We start from the raw sequence: 20,320 nt of genomic DNA, 5'->3' as shown, positions 1-20,320 counted from the left end.
AATGAAAAGAATTGTTGGATTGACTCTCGGTATCGCGTGCCTGACTGCAGCCTTGAGTGCTCAGGCAGCGGGCAGCGCCCAATTAAGCGTCAAGGGTACGATCAAACCTGCAGCCTGTAGTCTCAGCCTGACGGGCAACGGTGAGATCAACTACGGCACGATTCACTCCGGCGATTTGTCCCAGGCAGCGTTCACCCCGCTCGCAGAGAAGACCACTGGCTTTAACGTCAGGTGCGATGCGAAGAGCACGTTCGCAATCACCTTCTCCGATTTGCAAATGGGCAGCAAGGTGACGAATATCCTGGGTGCGGGGTATAGCGAATCGCAAAACTTTGGTTTGGGGGCTGTAGGCGCCCAGCGCACCGGTGGCTATTCGGTCACTCTCCGGGACCTGGTGGCGTCCGGTACAACCCTACAGCCAATCATGCGTAACAGCAGTGGTAACTCTTCCGCCCCGTGGCAGCTCAGTGATGGCAAAGTTGCACAACTCAGCCAGTACTCGTGGCGCTATGGTGCTGCCGTCGCACCCGCCTCTATTAGCCAGTTGACGGGCACTATTGCGGTGAAAGCGGTCATCAATAGGGCGGCGGATCTAAACTTGACCAACGAAGTCCGCCTTGATGGGCGCGCGACGATTGTATTGAATTACACCTAAGCAACGGAAAACAGCCGATCAAGAAACTAACACTTCCTGATGGGCTGTTTTTTTTAGGGTGTTTGTCTGCCAATGGTCAGCTTTATCGGTTGCGGGGAACATTGAGTGCGTAATTGTTCAGTACTAAGTTGTGCCGTGTTGTTGAGTGCAAGTGCTTGTCTGTTATTTACTGCCGTTGCAGCGGCGGACGGCATGCAGCCTGAAACAACTGTGGTGGTGCTTTATGAAGAAGAAGGCGAAGCCACAATAAATGTTAAGAATACCGATGCAGGGCCGGCGTTGCTTCATTCGGTCGTGGAGAACGTGCCCGAAGACCTGGAGCTGCTACTGATCGTCACACCGCCCATCGCCCGTGTGGAGGCGGGAGACACGCAATTGGTGCGTTTCATCAGCACCTTGAAGGAGCCGCTCAAGACTCAACGGCTCAAGCGCGTTTCCTTCGAGGGCATTCCCCAGGCGCGCGCAGCGAAAGGCGCGACCATCGGTATCACCATTCGCCAGAACTTGCCGTTGATCCTGCACCCACAAGGCCTGCCTCGGCATAACACACCCTGGGAGTTGCTGAAGTGGAAACGCGTGGGGGAGCGTCTTACCGTTCATAACGACAGTGCCTATATCGTGCGCATGACGGCGGATGTGCAGCTGCTTCCACAAGGCGTCAACGCTGTGATGCCGCGTACTTACATCTTGCCGGGCGAGGCGCTGGCGGTGACAGTCGACAGCCCTTTGGGCAGTGTGGCTGAGGTCGAGATTCAGCCGGCTACTGTCTATGGGTTCGCAGTAGACAGGTATCGGGCCCCGATCAATGCCGATGAGGGTTGATCGACGCATGGCAAGCCCATCGAATAGGACCATCACGGCGTCTTTTTGGCTTGGCAGGCCGACGCTGCTCATGGGGTTTGCGACGCTGTGGGGGTTGCCCGGCCTTGTATCTGCGCAGGAGCTTGGTGAGGGGTTCGACCTTGCGGCACTGACAGCCCACGGTATCGACCCGAAGGTCTCCGATTACTTTCGCAACGCGGCGCGCTTTCGTGAGGGCGTCCAAGTGGTGGGGTTGCGCGTCAATGGCAACCCGCTTGGGCTGGTAGATGCACGGTTCGATCAAGAAGGCCGGTTATGTTTCACCCCTGGGTTTCTGGAAAAAGCCGGGCTGGTAACGCCTCGCGCAATCATTCAAGAGAACGCCACGCCGGACCAGGCCTGCCATGACTTCTTCGGGCAATTCCCGACGACGATGGTGAGGCTGCGCCCCGGCATTGACGAGGTGACGCTGGTAGTACCGACCCAGTCATTGCGTGATCCCCAGTGGGATGCGGGGCATTTCTCCAAAGGTGGGGCAGCGGCGTTGTTCAACTATGAAGTGCTGGGTTTCGACAGCCGTTCGCGCAGTGGGCCCAGCCGGTTCGTCTCCGCCTATACCGAGGCGGGTTTTAACCTTGATGACTGGATTGTTCGCAGCCGCCAGTTCTATGTGTCTGACAACGGTAAGGCCCGTACCGAACACCTCTACGCTTATGCACAGCGTGATATCGCCGCGCTGCAGTCGACTTTTCAGGTGGGCCAGATCTCCAGTAATAACCCACTGTTTGGCGGCGTGCAGTTGTCCGGCCTGCAGTTTTCCCCTGATGGGCAATCACGCACGCCTGCAGGCAGCAACAATGCCGTGGTGGAAGGGCTTGCGCAGAGCCAGTCACGCATTGAAGTTCGTCAGTCCGGCGTATTGATCCACAGCACGCTAGTGCCCGAGGGCCCCTTCCGTTTGACGGGGCTGGCATTGCTCAATGGCACCAGTGACCTGGAGGTCAGCGTAATCGATGTGCGTGGCGCCAGGCGTAGCTTCGTGGTGCCGGCGGCTTCATTCGCGGGGGCTGTGCCGGCGGCACCGGGTTACTATTTTTCTGCCGGTAAGCTGCGCAAAAATGCGGGCGAAGAAGGCCCGACGCCGGTGGTTGCCATGGGCAGCGGCACCTGGGGGTTGGGTCGCGACTCGTCTGCAGGCTTTGGCTTGTTGAGTACCGATGACTACTGGGCGGCAGGCGGCACACTGAGCAGCATATTCTTCCAGCGGGTTTCCGTGGGCACACGGCAGAACTTGTCCAGAGACAGCAAAAATGCAGTGTCCGGGGTGCGTAGCAGTGTGTCGGTTAGCAGCCCGCTGGCCGCCAATATCGACGTCAGCCTCAGCGCAACGAACCAAACGCGGGGTTATCGCGAGGTACTTGAAGTCGGCCGGTCATACAGGGGCGACGAGCTCAATTCGCGTTTCAAGAACCAGTACACGGCAAGCGTGAGTTGGGCGGATGCCACGCTAGGCGTTTTCTCTGCGGGCTATACCCGCAGTTCTCAATTTGACGGGCAAACCGCCGAACATGTGTCGGCCTCGTGGAACACATCATTCAGTCGCGCTGATGTTGCATTGATTGCCGATGCGCAGGTAGGCGGCACGCAGTCTGGCCGCGACACCACGCTTGCCGGCCGGCGACGTGATAACAGTCAGGAGAATGACCTGTCCTTGCGGCTACAGGTCAGCGTGCCCCTGGGCGGGGATCGTCGCGTGAGCAGCTACACCAGTCGCCGTGGCGACCGGTTCACCGCGGGTGCAGCGCTCAGTGAGCGGGTCAATGAGTACGTGAATTACGAAGTAGGCGTCGAACGGGACATCAGGGCTCGGGAGCAATCTGTTCGCGGGAACGTGGACGTCCTGGCGCGTTATTCCCGCGTTGGCCTGGGTGTCAGCCGTGATCCGCTGGGCACCAACTACACAGGGCAGTTGCAAGGTGGCGTGGTGGCTCACGAAGGAGGGGTGACCTTCTCGCCTTATACCGTGCAGGACACATTCGGCATCGTCTCGGTAGGCGACATTGGCGCTGCAAAAGTCGAAACGCCCCAAGGCCCGGTGTGGACCGATTCCAGCGGGAAGGCGGTGATCGCCGGTTTGCCGGCCTACACCAACAGCCGAGTCGAGGTACAGACCCAGTCCTTGCCCAAGCGCGTGGACCTGAAAAACGGCACCCAGGTGCTCACTGCCGGGCGCGGTTCCTTTAATGCCGTGAATTTCGACGTAGTGAAAGTGCGCCGCGTATTGCTCACCGCGAATGATCAGCAGGGCCGGCCATTGCCCCAGGGCGCCTCGGTGTTCGGTAAGAACAATCGCTTCCTGACCAGCGTGGTGGGTGAGGGCATGATTTTCCTCAACGACGTCGATGAGGCGCAAAGCCTGCGGGTTTCGTTGCCGGATTCTTCCACCTGCCTGTTGCGCATTGACCTCGAGACCCCGCCAGACAATGACAAGTTCTATGAAACCAACTCGGCCGTGTGCCATGGCCAATAAGCTTAAGAACCTACCTTTGGCGTTGCTCTGCACAGTGCTGGCAGTGCCTGACGCTTGGGCCGAAAACTGTCGGTTATCGCTGAGTCAGCCGCGCATCGACTATGGCGCTATACGCCGAGAAGCGCGCGTTGAAAGCGCCTCCTTGGTGCTCGGCACTCGCTCGTTGCGCCTGAGCGTTCTTTGCACTGAGCCTGCGGCCATAGCGCTGCGTTTTATCGGCATAGCGGCCGATGGGCAGGGTTTTCAGTTTGGTCGCCAGGGGCGTTTTCGCTTGACCCTCAAACACGCCCAGGTGGATGGGCATGCAGTCGGCTGGGTTGCTGCGCAGCTGCCCGGCGAGCCTGCCAGTGGGCAACTGCTGCCCGGCCAGACGTTGATGGCGCGAATAGCAGGGATGCCCTTGGTAGGCCGGCAATTGACCGCCCAAGTTGATATCGACACCGAACTGCCCGCCGACGCCTTGCACGTGCGCGACGAGACGCGCCTGGAAGGGCTGGGCAGTTTCGAGCTGGTCAGCCCGGCTGTTCCACCGAGCCAATGAAGTTGGCAAGTTCCGGCGTTCTGGGGTTGGCGAACAAGGTCTTGGGATCGCCCACTTCATGCACCTTGCCTTGGTGCATAAACACCAGCTTGTCGCCGACTTCCCGGGCAAAACGCATTTCGTGGGTCACCATGATCAAGGTCATGCCGTCTTTTGCCAGTTGGCGCACCACACTGAGCACTTCATTGACCAATTCCGGGTCCAGGGCCGAGGTGATTTCGTCGCACAGCAGCACCTTGGGTGACATGGCCAGTGCACGCGCAATGGCCACGCGTTGCTGCTGGCCGCCGGACAGGCGATCCGGGAAGGCGTCGAACTTCTCGCCCAGCCCCACGCGTTCCAGCATCTGCCTGGCAAGCTGTGCGGCTTTGGCCTTGGGCACTTTCTGTACCACTTGCGGCGCGAGCATGACGTTTTCGCCCACTGTCAGGTGTGGGAACAGGTTGAACTGCTGGAACACCATGCCGACCTTCTGCCGCAGGCTGCGCAGGTCGGCGCGCGCGGCGTCAAGGTACTCGCCGTCGACTTCGATCACGCCGTCGTTAATCGATTCCAGGCCATTGAGGGTTCGCAGCAACGTGGATTTGCCCGAGCCACTGCGGCCGATGATCGCCACCACCTGGCCTTCATCCACCGTCAGGTCGATGCCCTTGAGTACGTGGTGGTCGCCGTAATACTTATGCAGGGCAGAAATTCTAAGCAGAGGCATGCAGTCTCCTTTCCAGGTAGCGGGCACTGAGGGACAAGGGGTAGCAGAGCAAAAAGTAACCGAGGGCCACCAAGCCGTAGACCATAAAGGGCTCGAAGGTGGCATTGGCGAGCATGCCGCCGGTCTTGGTCAGTTCGGTAAAACCTATAATCGAGGTCACGGCGGTGCCTTTGACCACTTGCACCGAGAACCCCACGGTAGGCGCCACGGCAATGCGCAGGGCTTGGGGCAGGATCACGTAGCGCAGTTGTTCAAGCGGGTTGAGGGCCAGGCTGGCCGACGCTTCCCATTGCCCGTGGGCGATGGATTCGACGCAGCCGCGCCAGATCTCGGCCAGGTAAGCGCTGGTAAACAGGGTCAAGGCAACTGCCGCCGCCAGCCAGGGCGAGATATCCACCCCCAGCAGGGCAATGCCGAAAAACACCAGGAACAGCTGCATCAACAGCGGCGTGCCCTGGAACAGTTCGATATAGGTGCGCGCAACATTACGCGGGAAGGCTTTGCGGCTGATGCGCATCGTCATCACCAGCAAGCCGATCAGACCGCCGCCGATAAACGCTACCAACGACAGCAACAGCGTCCATTGCAGGCCGGTGGCCAGGTTGCGCACGATGTCCCAGAACGAAAAATCACTCATCGGCTGTTCCTCATCACAAACCGGCGGCCAATCCAGTTGAGCAACTGGCGAATCATCAACGCCATGCACAGGTACACCAGCGTGGTCAGTGCGTAGGTTTCAAAGGCGCGGAAGTTACGCGACTGAATAAAATTGGCGGCAAAGCTCAGCTCTTCGGTGGCGATCTGCGAACACACCGCCGAGCCGAGCATCACGATGATGATCTGGCTGCTCAGCGCCGGCCACACTTTGCCCAGCGCCGGCAGCAGCACCACGTGGCGGAACGCCTCGAAACGCGTCATCGCCAAGGCGGCAGCGGCTTCCAGCTGGCCGCGCGGGATGGCCTGGATGCCGGCGCGGATGATCTCGGTGGAATAGGCCCCCAGGTTGATCACCATCGCCAGCACGGCGGCTTGCCATTCGGTGATTTTCAGCCCCAGGGACGGCAGGCCGAAGAAGATGAAAAACAACTGCACCAGGAACGGCGTGTTGCGGATCAACTCGACATACACACCGAAGAACCAGGCGAACGGCTGGATCTTCCACGCCCGCACCACGGCGCCGACGGTGCCCAGGGCCACCCCCAATATCGCGCCGATGACCGTCAGCTCAAGCGTGAACAGCGCGCCGCGCAACAGCAGGTCGGTATTGGCCAGCACGGGCATAAAGTCGAATTGATAGGCCATCAATCAGCTCCGTTGCTTCAAAGATCAGCAGGCAGCGGCTCTTTAAGCCACCGCATTGCATTCTTTTCCAGGCTGCCGTCGGCCTTGGCCGCCACCAGGATCTGGTTGACCTTCTCCAGCAGCGCCGGCTCGTTCTTGTTCACGCCCACGTACACCGGCGAGTCCTTGAGTTTCACTTTCAGCGCCGGTACGCGTTTTGGGTTGCGCTCACTGATCGCCACCATCACCACGTTACCGCTGGCGATCAGGTCGACCTGGCCGGCCAGGTAGGCGGCGATGGTCGAGTTGTTGTCTTCAAAGCGCTTGATGGTGGCTTCCTTGGGCGCAACAGCGGTCAGCTCGATGTCTTCAATGGCGCCACGGGTCACGCTGATGGTCTTGCCCTTGAGGTCGTCGGTGCTGCTGATGGCCGCGTCAGGTGGGCCGAACACGGCCAGGTAGAACGGCGCGTAGGCCTTGGAGAAATCGATGACCTTTTCCCGCTCGGGGTTCTTGCCCAGGCTGGAAATCACCAGGTCGACCTTGCCGGTGGTGAGGAACGGAATACGGTTGGTGCTGTTGACCGGGGTCAGCTCCAGCTTGACCTTGAGTTGGTCGGCCAGCAGCTTGGCCGTGTCGATGTCCAGGCCGCGGGGCTTCATGTCGGGGCCGACCGAGCCGAACGGCGGGAAGTCCTGAGGCACGGCGACCTTGAGGGTGCCACGGGCGACGATATCGTCCAGACCATTGGCCTGGGCGGGTGCCTGGCTCAGCATCAGGCTGGCAAACAGGGCAGTGAGCAGGGCGCTGTAGCGCTTGGTCATGGCAACTCTCCGAAAAAGGCGAAGGGGTTTTCTGACTTTGCTCAGTGCACAGCCCATGCCATCACTGTCTGAATCGTCCGCGAAGCCGGTATTTGTTGAGCTGCAGTGGTCTTACTGGTCTGAACAGTGCTTAGGCTTTTCGCACCCTTTTCGAGCGTCGACAAAACCGTGCGAGCCCCTTTGGGGCGTGGCTTGCCGCCAGCCGCGAATAGCTTTACAACTACTCGCTACGTTGACTGCAACCTTGAGTTTTTTATGAATTCCATCGCCCAAGCCGTACCGGAAGCGGCCCTGCAGGCCATCCGCAAACTGATCAAGGAACAGGGCTTCGCAGCGGGCGATGCGTTGCCGTCCCAGCGCGACCTGGCGGTGCAGTTGGGCGTCAGCCGGGCGTCGTTGCGCGAGGCGTTATCGTCTCTGAGTGCCTTGGGCGTGGTCAGCGTGCAGCCCGGCAAAGGTGTGTTTGTGCAGGCGGCCGACGAGTCTCCGGGGTTTGCCTGGCCGTTCGCAGCCCAGGCCACGCCGCTGGATATCTTCCAGTTGCGCTATGCTTTGGAAGGGTTTGCTGCGGGGCTGGCTGCCGTGACGCTGACGGTCGAGGAGTTGGATGGCCTGCAAGATAATGTCGAGGCCATGCGCAAGGTGCTCAAGGCCGGCGACTTTGAAGCCGCCGCCCGGCTGGACTTCGAATTTCACCAGCGGATCCTGCTGGCCAGCGGTAACCAGGCGATGGTGAGCATCCTGAGTGCCAGCGCCGAGGTGTTCCTGGAGAGCCAGAAGCTACCGTTCATCCGGCCGGAACGGGCGATGGAAACCTGGCAGGAGCACCGCAAGATCCTGCGCGCGCTGGCCCGTCGCGCCAGCGCGGCGGCACAGAAAACCATGCAGGAACACGTGCGCAATGCGGCATTGCGCACGGGCATCGCGTTCGTCACGCCCGTGTCGCCCTGAGGTGGGCTATACCCAAACTCATGCACGGTCATAGCAAGACTCAATTAGAGGCGGCTTCCTGAACGAGGGAAGGGCAGCTATGATGGGCAACGTTTTTTTTGCTTACAATCCGGAGACATCCATGAGCAACGATCTTATCAAGCACGTCACCGACGCGACCTTTGAGGCCGAAGTACTCAAGGCTGCTGGCCCGGTGCTGGTTGACTACTGGGCTGAATGGTGCGGCCCTTGCAAAATGATCGCTCCGGTTCTGGACGATATTGCAACCACCTACGAAGGCAAGCTGACCATTGCCAAGCTGAACATCGACGACAACCAGGATACCCCGCTCAAGCACGGCGTGCGTGGTATCCCGACGCTGATGCTGTTCAAGAACGGCAACGTCGAAGCCACTAAAGTGGGCGCGCTGTCGAAGTCTCAGCTGCAAGCTTTCCTCGACGCGAACATCTAAGCGTCGTCAAAAAAGCCCCGCAAAATTGCGGGGCTTTTTCGTGAAACAGGGCTAGACGCTCCGAAACTCAGGTGGTACATTCGGCCCCGCACTGGTTTATCCACTGCCCCCTGCAAGCCGTCGCCGACGCATTCCTTTTCGATTAGTACGCGATCCTGTCGCCTTCTCTGCGGCGCGGCCTCATTAAGCCAAAAGCTTAATTTCCCCCCCTCCATAAATGATTACGTCATTCCTATATGAATCTGACTGAACTCAAGCAAAAGCCGATTACCGACCTGCTCCAACTGGCCGAAGAAATGGGCATAGAAAATATGGCCCGTTCGCGCAAGCAGGACGTGATTTTCTCCCTGCTCAAAAAGCACGCGAAAAGCGGCGAGGAAATCTCCGGTGATGGCGTGCTGGAGATTCTCCAGGACGGCTTCGGCTTCCTCCGCTCCGCTGACGCTTCCTATCTCGCCGGCCCAGACGACATCTACGTCTCGCCGAGCCAGATCCGTCGCTTCAACTTGCGCACCGGTGACACCATCGTTGGCAAGATCCGTCCTCCGAAGGAAGGTGAGCGTTATTTCGCCCTGCTCAAGGTCGACACGATCAACTTCGATCGCCCCGAGAACGCGAAAAACAAGATTCTCTTTGAGAACCTGACGCCGCTGTTCCCGACCGTGCGCATGAAGATGGAAGCCGGTAACGGTTCCACCGAAGACTTGACCGGTCGTGTCATCGACCTGTGCGCCCCGATCGGTAAAGGCCAGCGCGGCCTGATCGTCGCACCGCCGAAAGCCGGTAAGACCATCATGCTGCAGAACATTGCAGCGAACATCGCCCGTAACAATCCTGAAGTTCACCTGATCGTGCTGTTGATCGATGAGCGTCCGGAAGAAGTAACCGAAATGCAGCGCACCGTGCGCGGCGAAGTGGTTGCCTCGACGTTCGATGAGCCGCCAACCCGCCACGTGCAGGTTGCCGAAATGGTGATCGAGAAGGCCAAGCGTCTGGTTGAGCACAAGAAAGACGTGGTGATCCTGCTCGACTCCATCACCCGTCTGGCCCGTGCCTACAACACCGTGATCCCGAGCTCCGGCAAGGTCCTCACCGGTGGTGTCGATGCCCACGCCCTGGAGAAACCAAAGCGTTTCTTCGGCGCCGCGCGGAACATCGAAGAAGGCGGCTCGCTGACCATTATCGCCACCGCGCTGGTTGAAACCGGCTCGAAGATGGACGAAGTGATCTACGAAGAGTTCAAGGGTACCGGCAACATGGAACTGCCTCTGGACCGCCGTATCGCGGAAAAGCGTGTGTTCCCTGCGATCAACATCAACCGCTCCGGCACCCGCCGCGAAGAGTTGCTGACCGCCGACGACGAACTGCAGCGCATGTGGATCCTGCGCAAGCTGCTGCACCCGATGGACGAAGTCGCCGCCATCGAGTTCCTGCTCGACAAGCTGAAAGCCACCAAGACCAACGACGAGTTCTTCTTGTCGATGAAGCGTAAGTAATACGACGCTTCAGGTCCGAAAAATGGCGCCCTTTGGGGCGCCATTTTTTTTGCGCTGAAAAAAGGGAGGTTTGCACGGCAGGAGTGTCAGTAAAGAAACAAAAAGGGTAAGTGCGCCTACGCTTGCCTCCATCTGTATCAGAACTGACTACGATTTATGACTGCGCTTGCTTACCGAAGAGACATTGACGGCCTGCGTGCCATCGCTGTCCTGGCTGTTGTGCTTTTCCACTTTGGGGTTCCAGGCGTTACCGGCGGCTTTGTCGGCGTTGATGTGTTCTTTGTGATTTCAGGTTTCCTGATCACCTCGATCATCTGGCGCGAACGCGAAGCCGGGCGTTTCAGCTTTCTGGATTTTTGGGCTCGACGCGCCCGGCGTATCCTGCCGGCGCTGATTGTCATGATGCTGGCGTCATTGGTGGTCGGCTGGTTTCTGATGGCGCCCAAGGACTACGAAGAGTTGGGGCGCTCGATTCACAATCAGGCGATTTTCATCTCTAACCTGTTCTTCATGCGTCAGGACGGCTACTTCGATACGGCCTCCGACATGAAGCCGATGCTGCATACCTGGTCGCTGTCGGTTGAAGAGCAGTTCTACATCGCATTTCCGCTGCTGCTGGTGTTGCTGTCGAGCCGGCTGAAGCAATGGCGTGGTGCTTTGTTTGTGCTGTTGCTGGTTTCATTTGCGGCGAGCGTGTGGGCGGTCTCTCATGAGCCTGAAAAGGCCTTTTTCCTGTTGCCTATGCGCGCCTGGGAGTTGTTGGCAGGCGCCATGCTGGCCGTCTTGCCGGTGCGTACTCAACGCGTAAGCCCGAGGCTGGCCCAGGCTGTCAGTCTGATCGGCCTGGGCCTGATTCTAGTGGCGGTATTGGGTTATGACGCCGACACGGCCTTCCCTGGGGCCACGGCCCTATTGCCGGTGTTGGGTGTGGTGGGACTGATTTGGGCCAACGGCCAACACTCGACGCTGGTCGGGCGGTTGCTGGGCAGTCGTGTATTGGTGGGCATAGGGCTGATTTCCTATTCCTGGTACCTGTGGCACTGGCCGGTGCTGGTGTTTGGCAAGTACGCCAGTATCTTTGGCCTGGCGCCCTGGGAGCTGACGGCGCTGTTCTTCTTGAGCCTGTTACTGGGTTATGGGTCCTGGCGGTTTGTCGAGGGGCCGTTTCGTGAGCGGCGCCTTTTAGCGGGGAGCCGGTCGGTCCTGGTTGCGGGTGTCATGGCCCTCGTAGGCCTGGGCCTGGCCGGCAAAGGCCTGGTCTGGTCGGATGGGTTTGCAGAGCGCTTGTCACCCCAAGCACTGCAGTTTGCCCAGGCGCATACTTGGAGCCCTAAGCTCATGAGTTGCCTGGGCGATGACAAGAAAAACACTCACCGTGAACCTTGCCATTTTGGCCCGCAAACGAGCGCGGCGCGGGCCCTGGTATGGGGTGACAGCCATGCCTCGGCGCTCATTCCGGCGCTAAGCGACGCTTCGAGCAGGTACGACTTCAGCATCACCCAGGCCGGTTACGCCGGTTGCCTGCCTTTCTACAGAAAAGAAAACACGCCCGGATGCAGAGCCTTCAACGAGCACGTTACCCAACTGCTGAGCCGCGAGCAGTTCAGTGATGTGGTGCTGGTCGCGCGTTGGAGCCTTTACGTTTATGGAGAGCGTTCCGGTGATACGGGCGCGTCCATTCATGACCCGGCGACCGGGAAGTATGACCGCGCCATCGCTCAACAACTGTTTGCCGACGGTTTGAGTGCGTTGGTGCAGCAAATTCGGGCCAGTGGCCACCGGGTATGGTTGGTCAAGGAAGTGCCGCTGCAGGACTTCAACGTCCCTTATCGGCTCGCCCGCTTGGCGATGTTGGGGCGCCCAACCGATAAAGAAGGCTTGCCACTGGCCGAACATCTGGAGCGCCAGGCTTATATAAGCCGCGTGTTTGAGCGAATCGCGGCGGCGGATTCAGGGGTTCGAGTTCTGGATCCGGCGCCTAAGCTGTGTGATGTGAACGGCTGGTGTCGGGTCGAGCTTGATGGCCACTCGCTCTATACCGATGACAACCACCTATCAATCGCGGGCTCGCGGCTTGTGGAGGGGTTCCTTGAACCCTTCTTCCACGCGCTGCGCAACACATCCACTGAATCAGATGTGAGTCGCGCTGACGTGCAATAAGCTGTCAGCGCTCTTAAGAGCAGGTAGGATGTACGCCTATTTTACGGGTGGCATGGTTAATGAAATTCAAGGATCTTCGGGATTTCGTGCAGCAACTTGAGCAGCGCGGAGAGTTGAAACGCATCCAGGTGCCGGTTTCCCCGGTACTGGAAATGACTGAGATTTGCGACCGTACCCTGCGCAACAAGGGCCCGGCGCTGCTGTTCGAAAAACCGACCGGCTTTGATATCCCGGTGCTCGGCAACCTGTTCGGCACCCCGGATCGCGTCGCCTTCGGCATGGGCGCTGAATCGGTCAGCGAACTGCGCGAGATCGGCAAGCTGCTGGCCTTTCTCAAGGAGCCCGAGCCACCCAAGGGCCTGAAGGACGCCTGGTCGAAGCTGCCGATCTTCCGCAAGATCATTGCTATGGCGCCTAAAGTGGTCAAAGACGCCGTGTGCCAGGAAGTGGTCATCGAAGGCGATGACGTCGACCTGGCCATGCTCCCGGTGCAAACCTGCTGGCCCGGCGACGTCGGCCCGCTGATCACCTGGGGCCTGACCGTTACCAAAGGCCCGAACAAGGATCGTCAGAACCTCGGCATCTACCGTCAGCAAGTGATTGGCCGCAACAAGGTCATCATGCGCTGGTTGAGCCACCGTGGCGGCGCCCTGGACTTCCGTGAATGGTGCGAAAAGCACCCCGGCAAGCCATTCCCGGTGTCCGTGGCCTTGGGCGCTGACCCGGCGACCATCCTCGGCGCCGTTACGCCTGTGCCCGACAGCCTGTCCGAATACGCCTTCGCCGGCCTGTTGCGCGGCAACCGTACCGAACTGGTGAAGTGCCGCGGCAACGACCTGCAAGTGCCGGCCACTGCGGAAATCATCCTCGAAGGTGTGATTCATCCGGGCGAAATGGCCGATGAAGGCCCTTACGGCGACCACACCGGCTACTACAACGAAGTCGACAGCTTCCCGGTGTTCACCGTCGAGCGCATCACCCACCGAATCACACCGATCTATCACAGCACCTACACCGGCCGCCCGCCGGATGAGCCGGCCATTCTCGGCGTGGCACTCAACGAAGTGTTCGTGCCGATCCTGCAAAAGCAGTTCCCGGAGATCACCGACTTCTACCTGCCGCCCGAAGGCTGCTCGTACCGCATGGCCATCGTGACCATGAAGAAGTCGTACCCAGGCCATGCCAAGCGGGTAATGCTCGGTGTGTGGTCGTTTTTGCGACAGTTCATGTACACCAAGTTCGTTATCGTCACCGACGACGACATCAATGCACGGGACTGGAACGACGTGATTTGGGCCATCACCACGCGCATGGACCCCAAGCGCGACACGGTGATGATCGACAACACGCCGATCGACTACCTCGACTTCGCTTCGCCGGTGTCGGGCCTGGGCTCGAAGATGGGCCTGGATGCTACCCACAAATGGCCGGGTGAAACCACTCGCGAGTGGGGCCGGGTGATCGTCAAGGATGAAGCCGTGACTGCTCGTGTCGATGCGATGTGGAAAGAATTGGGAATAGATTGATGCGTGTAACCCTGCAACCTTCCGGCGCGGTACTGGAACTTGTCCCTGGCGAGCGAATCCTCGAAGGCGCGCGCCGCCTGGGCTACGAGTGCCCGCAAGCGTGCCGCAATGGTGTGTGTCATGTGTGCGCGGCATTGCTGGTGGAAGGCCGGGTGCAGCAAGCCGGTGAGGTGCGTGACCATGGTGAGTTCTACACCTGCATCGCCGAGCCGCTGGAAGATTGCATCGTGTTATGGGATGGCGTGTTGGCGCCGGGAGAGTTGCCGTTGCGCAAGTTGTCGTGCCAATTGAGTGAGTGCGTGGAAGTCGGTGGCGATGTATGGCGCGTGCGCCTGCGGGCTCCGGCCGGCAAAGCGGTGCGTTACCACGCCGGGCAATACCTGATGATCGAGCGGGAGAATGGCGAAAAGTCGGCGTTCTCCCTGGCCTCGGCGCCCCACGCCGGGCGTGAGCTGGAGTTGCATGTGCTGGTCCGCGAGGACAGCGCCCGCAGCCTGATTGAGCAACTGCAGCGTAATCAGATGGCCCGCATCGAGCTGCCGTTTGGTGATACCCACCTGGCCGAGCTGCCGGACGGGCCGTTGGTGCTGATCGCCGCCGGCACCGGCATGGCGCAAATGCACAGCCTGATTGAGCATTGTCGCGCCTCTGGCTTCAAACACCCGGTGCACCTGTACTGGGGCGTGCGTCGCCCGGAAGACTTCTACGAAATCGAGCACTGGGACCAATGGAAGCAACTGCCTAACTTGTTCCTGCACAAAGTCGTCAGCGACCTGTGCGGTTGGGAAGGGCGTTGCGGGTTGCTGCATGAAGCAGTGTGCGAAGACATCAGCGACCTCAAGGCCGTGCACGTCTACGCCAGTGGTTCACCGGCGATGATCTACGGCACCTTGGATGCGCTGGTCGATGCTGGCATGGACGCGCACCAGATGCGCGCCGATGTCTTCGCCTACGCGCCGCGCCCTTAATGTGGGAGCTGGCTTGTCTGCGATAGCCATGCTGCGATAGCGGCAGTCAGTGCGACATGGGCTGGCTGACACCTCGCTATCGCAGGCAAGCCAGCCCCACACTGATAAGCGGTGCTGTCAGAAACGCACCCCCGCCGTCAGCATCGCCGCATTAAAGCCCAGCAACACCAACTCGCTGGCCACCGGGCCGAAGTTCACGCCCACCGAGGGGATGATCGCCGGTGCCACGCCAAAGCGGTTGAGGGGGATTTTGTCTCGGTACTTGCCGCGATACCCCTGAAGCGCGCCTGCAGTCACCTTCACGTAGAACGGCGAATCGCCAAGGTCGTAGCGTTTGCCTGCGTAAACGTAATATGAACGCTGGCTGAACGAGTTGCGAAAGGTCGCCCCGCCATACACCAGCCCGGACGCTTCGTTGCGTTCCAGGTTGATCAAATCCTGGTTGTTGTTGTGCTTGGGGTCCGGTGAAAAGTGCTGGGTGTAGACGCTCGTCTGGGCATACCAGAAGCCCTTATCGTCTTTGGCGGTAGCCTCAGAGGCCAAGGCGGTGGCGGCTTGTGCCATAAGCAGCAAGCCGGAATAAAAGTACTTCATGGTCCGACCTCGATAGTCGTTTGAATAGGCGGCTAATGTGGGGTCGCTAAACTTCTACAGTTTGGCGGCTAACGTCCTGCGCGGCCTGAACCTGCGCTGAAGGTTTGGTCGCCTATGCTTATGCATTTACGGTATTACTTATGCAGGAAAAATCTCCTTAAGCTATAAGCAACGGACTACCGACTATCTGCCAATAACCAATAGATGACCGCCACCGCCCGCCAGCCGGATCGATCGTATGAACTCAGAGCATTGACGTTCTGATTGTTGATTCCTGGGTTTAAAGGAGGGGAGCGGTATGGGGCGCAACAACAAGCACGCGCTTTACACAGCGATTTTGTCGGCTAATTTGCTGACCGCTGTGGGATTCAATCCAGTCCAGGCGGCCGAAACAGCGGCTGGCGACGCACCAAAACTCGACACCGTGATCGTCACCGGCACCCGCGCCCAAGAGCGCACCGCCAGTGCTTCGCTGTCGCCCATCGATGTGATCTCCGGCGAAACCCTGCGCAGCACCGGCTCCGATGAGCTGGGTGCGGTGTTGGCGCGCTTGATTCCGTCGATCAACTTCCCGCGCCCAAGCCTGGTGGATGGCGCCGAACTGGTGCGCCCTGCGCAGTTGCGCGGCTTGTCGCCGGACCAGGTGTTGGTGCTGGTCAACGGTAAACGTCGCCACACCAGTGCCTTCGTCAACCTCGGCGGCGCCGTGGGCCGAGGCTCGGCACCGGCGGACTTGAATGCCATCCCGCTGTCGGCGGTCGATCATGTCGAAGTGCTGCGCGATGGCGCGTCCGCGCGTTATGGCTCGGATGCAATTGCCGGGGTGATCAACGTGATCCTCAAGCACGACGACCACGGCGGTTCGGTCTCGACCAAGTTCGGTGAGTACAAGAAGGGCGACGGCATCCAGCGCAATGTCAGCGGCAATACCGGGTTTGCCTTGGGCGACAACGGCTTTATCAACGTCTCCGGCGAAGGTGCCGACAACGACTACACCAACCGCGCCGGTGACGATTTGCGCCCGGGTAGCGTAGGCTCCACCACCTACGGCCAGCGCGTATTCCGTCAGGGCGAGCCGGCCACCAATGAAGGCAAGTTCCAGTTCAACTCTGAATACTCCTTCAACGATGCAGCCGAGTTCTACACCTTCGGCGGCTACAGCAAGCGGCGCGGCGAGACGGCGGCGTTCTACCGTGCGAGCAATGCGTCCAATAACATCCGCGCACTCAACCCCAATGGCTACCTGCCGCTGATCAAGGGCAACCTGGAAGACACCTCATTGGTCGTCGGCCTGCGTGGCTTGCTGGCCTACGACTGGCATTACGACCTGTCGGCCAACTACGGCAAAAACCAATACGCGTTGAGCACTGAAACCATCAACACCTCGCTGGGCCTGGCCACTCCGCGCAAGTTCGACAACGGCACCCTGAGCAACGACCAGAAACAAATCAGCCTGGACCTGTCGCGCGAATTCGACGTGGGCTTCCTGCCGTATCCGGTTTCCGTGGCGTTTGGCGGCGAATACCTACGCCAAGGCTATGAAATCGAAGCCGGTGAGCCTGCGTCCTACTACCAGACCGGCAGCTCGGGCCTGGGCGGTTTCCGTGATGCCGACGCTGGCAGCAGCTCGCGGCACAACTGGGCCCAGTACCTGGACCTGGAAACCAACTTCACCGAAAAACTCAGCGCTTCGGCCGCCGTGCGGCATGAGGACTACAGCGACTTCGGCTCCAACGTCAGCGGCTCGCTGTCGGCGCGTTATGACTTCACCCCACAAGTAGCGTTGCGTGGCAGCATTTCCAACGGCTTCCGCGCGCCTTCGCTGGCCCAGCAGAACTTTGCCTACACCTCGTCACAATTGATCGGCAGCACCATTCAGGAAGCGGGCACGTTCCCGGCCAACAGCAAGGTGGCCCGCCTGCTGGGCGCTGAAGACCTGAAGGCCGAGAAGTCGCGCAACTACAGCCTTGGCCTGGTGCTGGAGCCGGCGGATGACCTGACTGTGACAGTCGACGTCTACCGCATCGACATCCGCGACCGCATCAGCCTGTCGTCCAACCTCACGCTCAACCCGGCGACAGTGGCGTACCTGCAAGCCAATGGTGTGGGCAACATCAACTACACCACCGCGCGTTACTTCACCAATGCCACCGACACCAGCACCGACGGCGTCGACCTGGTGGCCAACTATCGCTATCAGTTCGATAACGGCATCCGCTGGAACAGCACCGTGGGCTACAACTACAACCACACCAAAGTGACCGACGTGAAACCCAACCCGGCCATTCTGGGCAGCCTGGGTGCGAACCTGGTGCGGGTGGACCGTCGCGAGCGCATCGGTTTGCTCGGTGACACCACGCCGCAGCACAAACTCAGCCTGGGTAACGACTTCACCTACGGCAATTGGGCGCTGCACAGCAACCTGGTGCGCTATGGTGAATTCACCAGTTACCAGGCGGACAAGGTCAACGACCAGACCTTCAAGGCGGCGTGGGTGTTGGACCTGTCGGCGGATTACAAGTTGAAGAACTGGACCTTCACGTTGGGCGGCGACAACGTCACCGACAAATACCCGGAAAAGGTCAATGCCTACGCCAGCAGCGGCGGCAACCTCGCCTATAGCACTTTTTCGCCGTACGGTTACAGCGGTGCGTTCTATTACGGTAAAGTTGCTTACAACTGGTAATAGATTCTCGTAGCAGCATTGTGCAGTGGTAAAGGAGACCTAATCGATCCGCCATGACCGTCATTGAAACCGATCTTTTGCAATTGGCTTACCCTCCGCGGCTCGATCTGGGGCCGCAACTCACTCACGAACAGTTGATGAGCTCGATGCAGGCCACCATGGCCAAGCATAAGGGTGGGCCGGTCTGGCTATTCGCTTATGGTTCGCTGATCTGGCGGCCTGAATGTTCGTCGACCTTGAGAATGCGGGCGCGAGTTCACGGTTATCACCGGGGCTTGTACCTGTGGTCCCACGAGCATCGGGGCACGCCGGAGTCACCGGGTTTGGTGTTCGGGCTGGATCGCGGGGGTTCCTGCAGCGGGTTTGCCTACCGCTTGCCGGAAGATCAGCTGGAGGCCTCGCTTTACGCCTTGTGGCAGCGCGAGATGCCTTACCCCTCTTACCGGCCGCACTGGCTCAGCTGCCGTCTGGAAGATGGCAGTCAGGTGCAGGCATTGGGGTTTGTGTTGGAGCGGCATTTGCCCAGCTATGCCGGCAACTTGCCCGACATCGTGCTTAACCACGTACTGCAAAGCGCTTGCGGGCGTTACGGCACTACTCGCGATTATGTCGAGCAGACCGTGAACGCCCTGCGTAGCCACGCCATGCCAGATAAGAATCTGGAGGCGCGGCTCAAGCGTTGTGCAAAGGATTGCTCAGGCGGTTAACGCGCTGTGCTGACGCTGTTGGTGTGCCACAGCGTTGGGATCAGGAAGGCGATCGCCAACAGGCATGCGCCCACCAGCAACACAAAACCACCATCCCAGCCGAAATGGTCAACCGTGTAGCCCATGGCTGCACTGGCTGCCACCGAACCACCCAGGTAACCGAACAAACCGGTGAAGCCCGCAGCGGTGCCAGCGGCTTTCTTCGGTGCCAGTTCCAGTGCCTGCAGGCCGATCAGCATCACTGGGCCGTAGATCAGGAAGCCGATGGAGAACAGCGCGATCATATCGACCATCGGGTTGCCTGGCGGGTTGAGCCAGTAAACCAGGGTGGCCACGGTCACTAGGGCCATGAACACGATGCCGGTCAGGCCACGGTTGCCACGGAAGATCTTGTCCGACATCCAGCCGCACAGCAGCGTGCCCGGAATACCTGCCCACTCGTAGAAGAAGTACGCCCACGAGGTTTTATCCACGTCGAAGTGCTTGGCTTCCTTGAGGTACGTCGGTGCCCAGTCGAGTACGCCGTAGCGCAGCAGGTAGACGAAGACGTTGGCGAAGGCGATGTACCACAGCATTTTGTTGCGCAGCACGTACTTGACGAAGATTTCCTTGGCGCTGAATTCGTCTTCGTGGGTGGAGTCGTACCCTTCCGGATAGTCGTTCTTGTATTCCTCAATCGGTGGTAAGCCTACCGATTGCGGGGTGTCGCGCATGGTAATGAAGGCAAACGCCGCCACCAGCAAGGCCACGGTCGCGGGCACATAGAACGCCGCGTGCCAGTCGTTGAACCACGCCATACCCAGCAAGAACAGCGGGCCGATCAGGCCGCCGCCGACGTTATGCGCCACGTTCCATACCGACACCACGCCGCCGCGTTCTTTCTGCGACCACCAGTGCACCATGGTGCGTCCGCTGGGTGGCCAGCCCATGCCTTGGGCCCAACCGTTGATGAACAGCAAAATGAACATCATGGTCACGCTGGACGTTGCCCAAGGTGCGAAACCGAAAATGAACATCACCCCGGCCGATATCAGCAGGCCGAAGGGCAGGAAGTAGCGCGGGTTGGAGCGGTCGGACACCAGGCCCATGAGGAACTTGGACAAGCCGTAGGCAATCGCGATTGCCGACATCGCCAAGCCCAGCTCACCACGGGTGTAACCCTCGTCGATCAAGTAGGGCATGGCCAGGGAGAAGTTTTTGCGCAGCAGGTAGTAGCCGGCGTAGCCGAAGAAAATACCGGCGAAAATCTGCCAGCGCAGTCGTCGGTAGGTACTGTCTATTTTTTCTTCAGGCAGAGGCGCCTGGTGTGCGGCAGGACGAAAGAAAGCAAACATTCAAGAGCTCCAAATTTCTTGTTTTGACTGCGGATGCGAATGTTACAGTTTCGTTACCGAAAATAGCATCGCCTCTTATCTGCAAACACAGGAAATCAGAGCAATT

Annotated in this window: 18 protein-coding genes; 12 read left to right on the top strand and 6 right to left on the bottom strand. The window is 59.6% G+C overall.

All coding sequences use genetic code 11. The annotated features are described in order from the left end of the window. Position 1: 1 nt before the first annotated feature. From ACI77I_RS01650 to ACI77I_RS01635, 4 genes are all read left to right on the top strand, one after another. Positions 2 to 655 carry a DUF1120 domain-containing protein gene (locus ACI77I_RS01650; RefSeq protein WP_242153427.1) on the top strand — a complete coding sequence of 218 codons (654 nt, stop codon included), beginning with the start codon at positions 2 to 4 and terminating at the stop codon, positions 653 to 655. A 135-nt stretch (positions 656 to 790) separates the two neighbouring features. After that, complete coding sequence (locus tag ACI77I_RS01645; RefSeq protein WP_256589191.1) at positions 791 to 1,477, top strand: fimbria/pilus chaperone family protein; 687 nt, start codon at positions 791 to 793, stop codon at positions 1,475 to 1,477. A gap of 7 nt (positions 1,478 to 1,484) precedes the next feature. After that, positions 1,485 to 3,986, top strand: a complete 2,502-nt coding sequence (locus tag ACI77I_RS01640) for a fimbria/pilus outer membrane usher protein (RefSeq protein WP_406996846.1) — start codon at positions 1,485 to 1,487, stop codon at positions 3,984 to 3,986. After that, positions 3,976 to 4,527 carry a hypothetical protein gene (locus ACI77I_RS01635; protein ID WP_094948780.1) on the top strand — a complete coding sequence of 184 codons (552 nt, stop codon included), beginning with the start codon at positions 3,976 to 3,978 and terminating at the stop codon, positions 4,525 to 4,527. The genes ACI77I_RS01640 and ACI77I_RS01635 overlap by 11 nt, the downstream gene beginning before the upstream one ends. On the opposite strand, the gene ACI77I_RS01630 is transcribed toward ACI77I_RS01635, so the two are convergent. Genes ACI77I_RS01630 through ACI77I_RS01615 form a run of 4 tightly spaced genes read right to left on the bottom strand, consistent with a single transcriptional unit; the run spans position 4,499 to position 7,341 of the window. Next, positions 4,499 to 5,236: an amino acid ABC transporter ATP-binding protein gene (locus tag ACI77I_RS01630; RefSeq protein ID WP_094948781.1), complete on the bottom strand. Its 738-nt coding sequence runs from the start codon at positions 5,234 to 5,236 to the stop codon at positions 4,499 to 4,501. The two genes, ACI77I_RS01635 and ACI77I_RS01630, sit on opposite strands and share 29 nt — an antisense overlap. Next, on the bottom strand, positions 5,223 to 5,873 hold the full coding sequence (locus tag ACI77I_RS01625; protein WP_094948782.1) for an amino acid ABC transporter permease: 651 nt from the start codon (positions 5,871 to 5,873) through the stop codon (positions 5,223 to 5,225). The genes ACI77I_RS01630 and ACI77I_RS01625 overlap by 14 nt, the downstream gene beginning before the upstream one ends. After that, complete coding sequence (locus ACI77I_RS01620) at positions 5,870 to 6,538, bottom strand: amino acid ABC transporter permease (protein ID WP_094948783.1); 669 nt, start codon at positions 6,536 to 6,538, stop codon at positions 5,870 to 5,872. The genes ACI77I_RS01625 and ACI77I_RS01620 overlap by 4 nt, the downstream gene beginning before the upstream one ends. 17 nt (positions 6,539 to 6,555) lie before the next feature. Beyond that, the gene (locus ACI77I_RS01615) at positions 6,556 to 7,341 is read right to left on the bottom strand and encodes a transporter substrate-binding domain-containing protein (protein WP_406996845.1); all 786 of its coding nucleotides are present in this window, start codon (positions 7,339 to 7,341) and stop codon (positions 6,556 to 6,558) included. Between the two features lie 255 nt (positions 7,342 to 7,596). Here ACI77I_RS01615 and ACI77I_RS01610 point away from each other — a divergent pair, with 255 nt between their 5' ends. The 6 genes from ACI77I_RS01610 to ACI77I_RS01585 all read left to right on the top strand — a co-directional run bounded on the left by ACI77I_RS01610 (position 7,597) and on the right by ACI77I_RS01585 (position 14,893). After that, positions 7,597 to 8,292: a FadR/GntR family transcriptional regulator gene (locus ACI77I_RS01610; protein ID WP_094948784.1), complete on the top strand. Its 696-nt coding sequence runs from the start codon at positions 7,597 to 7,599 to the stop codon at positions 8,290 to 8,292. A 121-nt stretch (positions 8,293 to 8,413) separates the two neighbouring features. Next, on the top strand, positions 8,414 to 8,743 hold the full coding sequence (gene trxA / locus ACI77I_RS01605) for a thioredoxin TrxA (protein ID WP_406996844.1): 330 nt from the start codon (positions 8,414 to 8,416) through the stop codon (positions 8,741 to 8,743). 236 nt (positions 8,744 to 8,979) lie between these two features. Next, positions 8,980 to 10,239 (top strand): transcription termination factor Rho, encoded by a 1,260-nt coding sequence (gene rho / locus ACI77I_RS01600; protein ID WP_094948786.1) that lies wholly within the window; start codon positions 8,980 to 8,982, stop codon positions 10,237 to 10,239. Between the two features lie 156 nt (positions 10,240 to 10,395). Further along, entirely contained in the window at positions 10,396 to 12,399 is a 2,004-nt protein-coding gene (locus ACI77I_RS01595; RefSeq protein WP_406996843.1) for an acyltransferase family protein, read from the top strand. A gap of 59 nt (positions 12,400 to 12,458) precedes the next feature. Beyond that, the gene (gene ubiD, locus ACI77I_RS01590; RefSeq protein WP_406996842.1) at positions 12,459 to 13,925 is read left to right on the top strand and encodes a 4-hydroxy-3-polyprenylbenzoate decarboxylase; all 1,467 of its coding nucleotides are present in this window, start codon (positions 12,459 to 12,461) and stop codon (positions 13,923 to 13,925) included. Beyond that, positions 13,925 to 14,893, top strand: coding sequence for a CDP-6-deoxy-delta-3,4-glucoseen reductase (locus tag ACI77I_RS01585; protein ID WP_094948789.1), 969 nt, complete (start codon positions 13,925 to 13,927; stop codon positions 14,891 to 14,893). Before ubiD ends, ACI77I_RS01585 begins: the two co-directional genes overlap by 1 nt. Before the next feature lie 117 nt (positions 14,894 to 15,010). Here ACI77I_RS01585 and ACI77I_RS01580 read toward each other — a convergent pair whose 3' ends face one another. Then, on the bottom strand, positions 15,011 to 15,487 hold the full coding sequence (locus tag ACI77I_RS01580; protein WP_094948790.1) for a sn-glycerol-3-phosphate transporter: 477 nt from the start codon (positions 15,485 to 15,487) through the stop codon (positions 15,011 to 15,013). A gap of 298 nt (positions 15,488 to 15,785) precedes the next feature. Here ACI77I_RS01580 and ACI77I_RS01575 point away from each other — a divergent pair, with 298 nt between their 5' ends. Beyond that, complete coding sequence (locus tag ACI77I_RS01575; protein WP_406996841.1) at positions 15,786 to 18,173, top strand: TonB-dependent receptor plug domain-containing protein; 2,388 nt, start codon at positions 15,786 to 15,788, stop codon at positions 18,171 to 18,173. 53 nt (positions 18,174 to 18,226) lie between these two features. Beyond that, positions 18,227 to 18,880, top strand: a complete 654-nt coding sequence (locus ACI77I_RS01570) for a gamma-glutamylcyclotransferase (RefSeq protein ID WP_094948792.1) — start codon at positions 18,227 to 18,229, stop codon at positions 18,878 to 18,880. On the opposite strand, the gene glpT is transcribed toward ACI77I_RS01570, so the two are convergent. Next, positions 18,877 to 20,214, bottom strand: coding sequence for a glycerol-3-phosphate transporter (gene glpT / locus ACI77I_RS01565; protein ID WP_094948793.1), 1,338 nt, complete (start codon positions 20,212 to 20,214; stop codon positions 18,877 to 18,879). The genes ACI77I_RS01570 and glpT overlap by 4 nt on opposite strands. Between the last annotated feature and the right edge of the window lie 106 nt (positions 20,215 to 20,320).

Origin of the sequence: Pseudomonas sp. D47 (assembly GCF_045447305.1) — a bacterium.
Classification (GTDB): Bacteria; Pseudomonadota; Gammaproteobacteria; order Pseudomonadales; family Pseudomonadaceae; genus Aquipseudomonas.
The sequence above is the reverse complement of the archived record's forward strand: the minus strand, read 5'-3'. Positions and strand labels throughout refer to the sequence as shown.

Bases quoted from the DNA above. Each gene is read 5' to 3' on its own strand.
- ACI77I_RS01650 (WP_242153427.1), top strand. From the start codon at position 2: ATGAAAAGAATTGTTGGATTGACTCTCGGTATCGCGTGCCTGACTGCA.
- ACI77I_RS01640 (WP_406996846.1), top strand. From the start codon at position 1,485: ATGGCAAGCCCATCGAATAGGACCATCACGGCGTCTTTTTGGCTTGGC.
- ACI77I_RS01635 (WP_094948780.1), top strand. From the start codon at position 3,976: ATGGCCAATAAGCTTAAGAACCTACCTTTGGCGTTGCTCTGCACAGTG.
- ACI77I_RS01630 (WP_094948781.1), bottom strand. From the start codon at position 5,236: ATGCCTCTGCTTAGAATTTCTGCCCTGCATAAGTATTACGGCGACCAC.
- ACI77I_RS01625 (WP_094948782.1), bottom strand. From the start codon at position 5,873: ATGAGTGATTTTTCGTTCTGGGACATCGTGCGCAACCTGGCCACCGGC.
- ACI77I_RS01620 (WP_094948783.1), bottom strand. From the start codon at position 6,538: ATGGCCTATCAATTCGACTTTATGCCCGTGCTGGCCAATACCGACCTG.
- ACI77I_RS01615 (WP_406996845.1), bottom strand. From the start codon at position 7,341: ATGACCAAGCGCTACAGCGCCCTGCTCACTGCCCTGTTTGCCAGCCTG.
- ACI77I_RS01610 (WP_094948784.1), top strand. From the start codon at position 7,597: ATGAATTCCATCGCCCAAGCCGTACCGGAAGCGGCCCTGCAGGCCATC.
- trxA (WP_406996844.1), top strand. From the start codon at position 8,414: ATGAGCAACGATCTTATCAAGCACGTCACCGACGCGACCTTTGAGGCC.
- rho (WP_094948786.1), top strand. From the start codon at position 8,980: ATGAATCTGACTGAACTCAAGCAAAAGCCGATTACCGACCTGCTCCAA.
- ACI77I_RS01595 (WP_406996843.1), top strand. From the start codon at position 10,396: ATGACTGCGCTTGCTTACCGAAGAGACATTGACGGCCTGCGTGCCATC.
- ubiD (WP_406996842.1), top strand. From the start codon at position 12,459: ATGAAATTCAAGGATCTTCGGGATTTCGTGCAGCAACTTGAGCAGCGC.
- ACI77I_RS01585 (WP_094948789.1), top strand. From the start codon at position 13,925: ATGCGTGTAACCCTGCAACCTTCCGGCGCGGTACTGGAACTTGTCCCT.
- ACI77I_RS01580 (WP_094948790.1), bottom strand. From the start codon at position 15,487: ATGAAGTACTTTTATTCCGGCTTGCTGCTTATGGCACAAGCCGCCACC.
- ACI77I_RS01575 (WP_406996841.1), top strand. From the start codon at position 15,786: ATGGGGCGCAACAACAAGCACGCGCTTTACACAGCGATTTTGTCGGCT.
- ACI77I_RS01570 (WP_094948792.1), top strand. From the start codon at position 18,227: ATGACCGTCATTGAAACCGATCTTTTGCAATTGGCTTACCCTCCGCGG.
- glpT (WP_094948793.1), bottom strand. From the start codon at position 20,214: ATGTTTGCTTTCTTTCGTCCTGCCGCACACCAGGCGCCTCTGCCTGAA.